Annotated in this window: 4 protein-coding genes; 2 read left to right on the top strand and 2 right to left on the bottom strand. The window is 36.0% G+C overall.

Annotated elements, in window-relative coordinates:
- Positions 1-524, top strand: a 524-nt coding sequence (locus tag Q8907_15130; protein MDP4275605.1) for a hypothetical protein, incomplete at its 5' end; no start/stop codon positions are given.
- On the opposite strand, the gene Q8907_15135 is transcribed toward Q8907_15130, so the two are convergent.
- On the bottom strand, positions 521-880 hold the full coding sequence (locus Q8907_15135; GenBank protein MDP4275606.1) for a hypothetical protein: 360 nt from the start codon (positions 878-880) through the stop codon (positions 521-523). The genes Q8907_15130 and Q8907_15135 overlap by 4 nt on opposite strands.
- Before the next feature lie 612 nt (positions 881-1,492).
- Here Q8907_15135 and mdh point away from each other — a divergent pair.
- On the top strand, positions 1,493-2,428 hold the full coding sequence (gene mdh / locus Q8907_15140) for a malate dehydrogenase (protein MDP4275607.1): 936 nt from the start codon (positions 1,493-1,495) through the stop codon (positions 2,426-2,428).
- Between the two features lie 75 nt (positions 2,429-2,503).
- Here the strand turns inward: mdh and Q8907_15145 are convergent.
- A partial coding sequence (locus Q8907_15145) for a DUF1015 family protein (protein MDP4275608.1) occupies positions 2,504-3,059 on the bottom strand: 556 nt, incomplete at its 5' end.

Raw genomic sequence — 3,059 nt, forward strand, 5'->3', positions numbered from 1 at the left:
CTGCAGAGGATGTGGCGAAGACTGGGGGTAAGACATTAACTGAGAAACCAAGCTGGCTTCCCAGTAGGGTAATTACCGGTAATATAGATAATCCTAAAGGACTTATTGGCGTTTATGAAAAAAATATACCCGGACTTGGTAAAATTGATGATACTAAGAGAATGCTTTCCGAGATTGATTATCCTATGTGTAGCGCCTCGGACTTTAAAACCACCTCACAAGATGGTTTTAAAATGTTAAATGTCCCAAATGATGCTGCAGATATGTGGGCTACATATAATAAACCATGGCTTGAGGATTTAACTAATAACAAAGCAGACGTAGTGGTCTTGAGTGACAAATCAAACGATTTGCTAAAATATGTTTTAAAAAGCGATGGGAGTGGAGCATTTGAAACTTTGCCAAATGGCCAAAAAATTTTAACAGGCTTTGGAAAAGAAATTGACTATATGGAAAATCTTGTAAAACAAAGAAAATACCAATGGGACGAATTGAATGGACTTTATAAATATATTGGTAATTAGACTGGTGTATACTCGTCCCAGTTTTCAAAAGGGCTTAATTTTTCATTATTAGTTCTTAGGATTAAGTTCTGATTATGAATAATGCCATCAATTTTTAATTGACCTATCGTCATGGTAATTTTAGCAGATAATTTATAACTATCTATCTGAAAATCTCCTTTATATATTACTGCACTTTTATTATCCTTTGAAAACCAAATTAAATCTTTAGGTTCTCCTCTTGAAGAACAATAAATTATGGTTCCATCCTCATAAAATTTAAGATAGTTCCAAGAATATGCCCACTGGACATGTCCGGCGTGCCATTCGGCAGAGACCTTTTTAAGCGATTGGTATATTTTATTATATTGCAACATGTATTTGATAGAATGAATGATATCGTTATGTTTGTTCGATATGGAAAAATTTCCAAATAAGAGCATAGAAAGATTAATAATAATATTTCTGGCTGTAAAATATTTATCTTATAAATTTTTCTATATTTAAATTTCTAAAATTACCGAAATAATTTAGGAAATTGACAAATTTTGAAAAGAATTAAATTCAGTCAGATCTTAACCAAGAATTGTGGGAAAAACGTTTAAAGAATAGGCTAAATTGAATTAATCGCGATTTATCGGACAGAATTTGTCATTTTATCAATAAAATTACTTTGATCCGTCTCGAGCCTTTGAACTATTTTATACTTTTTCAAACTCATTTTTTTACCAAGTCAAGATTATTGTGAGGGATGAAATTTTTTTGCTGTTAAACGCAAAATATTCCCCGAAATTCTTCAATTAAATATTCAATAAACATATTTTTTTTCTATACTTGCATTTTATTTCGAATAGGTTTTAAAATATTATCAACTCGCATGTTATAACAAGTTTAAGCAAAGAAAGGATGGGAGGTTATCCGGGGCGACCGGGGTAAATGAGCATGTGAGTTGCATCCGTTCTTTGGACTTTTAAAAAAAATATTGGAGAATGAAAATAACTGTTGTTGGTGCAGGTAACGTGGGTGCTACATGTGCAAATGCAATTGCTGAAAAGGAACTTTGTAGTCAGGTTGTATTATTGGATGTCGTTAAAGGAACTGCTGAAGGTAAAGCTTTGGATATTGCCGAAATGGCGCCTTTAGCATTGTTCGATACCCGGACTATTGGTGTAACCAATGATTTTGAGGCTACAGCTAACTCTAAAGTAGTAGTAATTACATCCGGTCTTCCCAGAAAGCCGGGTATGTCCCGCGAAGATTTATTGGGTACTAATGCCCGCATCGTTAAAGAAGTTACTGAAAATATCATGAAGTATTCTCCCGATGCAATTATTATTGTTGTATCCAATCCTTTGGATGCTATGGCTTATTGTGCATACAAAACAGCTAATATTTCTCCTAACCGTGTAATCGGTATGGCCGGTTTGCTGGATACCGCCAGGTACAGGACATTTTTGGCCGACGAACTCGACTGTTCTGTAAAAGACATTCAGGCAATTATCCTTGGCGGTCACGGTGATGATATGGTTCCCCTGGTTGATTATACCACAGTTAGCGGTGTTCCTATAACCCAGTTGGTTGAAAATGACAGGTTACAGGAAATTATTGCCCGTACAAGAGTTGGCGGTGGTGAATTGGTTAACCTGATGGGAAGATCTGCATGGTATGCTCCTGGTTTTGCCGCTGCACGTATGGTTGAAGCTATTGTTAGAAACCAGAAACGTTATTTCCCATGCTGCGCATACTTACAGGGTGAATATGGTCTTAATGATATGTACTTCGGCGTTCCTGTAAAATTAGGAAAAGATGGTGTTGAGAATATTCTCGAAATCAAATTAAATGATGCAGAAAAAGCTATGGTTGAAAAATCAGCCAATAGCGTTAAAAATACTCTTGCAACCCTGAAGGGTCTGAATATATTCTAATTCATATAGAAATATTAACATCAAAAAAGCCCTCGAAAAGGGCTTTTTTGATGTTAATTGGTTTGTAATTCAAAATTAAATTAATGAATGGACAATCAGTCCGCTTCTTAATTTGGGTTCAAACCAGGTGGTTTTGGGAGGCATGATATTCCCTGTATCGGCTATATCAAAGAGTTGTTTCATTGAAACCGGATAAAGGGCAAAGGCTACTTTCATTTCACCACTATCTACCCGTCTTTTTAATTCCCCTAAACCACGAATTCCTCCGACAAAATCTATTCTTTGTGATTTGCGTAAATCTTTTATTCCCAGGATCTGGTCCAGAACCAGGTCAGATAAGATCGTTACATCCAGACAACCTATAGGATCATTATCGTCAAAAGTCCCTGCTTTTGCGGTCATTGAATACCAGTTTCCGTTGAGATACATACTGAAATTATGCGCCGTATCCGGCCTGTATTCTGCAGTACCTTTCTTTTCAACTACAAAACCAGCTTCCAGTTTTTTGAGCAGCTCTGCTTCTGTCAATCCGTTCAGATCTTTAACCACCCGGTTGTAATCGAAAATTTTCAGTTGATTATCGGGAAAGTGAACAGCAAGGAAGAAGTTATATTCTTCAGTACCTTTGTGA

The organism is Bacteroidota bacterium, from assembly GCA_030706565.1.
Lineage (GTDB): Bacteria > Bacteroidota > Bacteroidia > Bacteroidales > JAUZOH01 > JAUZOH01.

Coding starts and splice junctions, on each gene's coding strand:
- Q8907_15135 (MDP4275606.1), bottom strand. CDS start 880: ATGTTGCAATATAATAAAATATACCAATCGCTTAAAAAGGTCTCTGCC.
- mdh (MDP4275607.1), top strand. CDS start 1,493: ATGAAAATAACTGTTGTTGGTGCAGGTAACGTGGGTGCTACATGTGCA.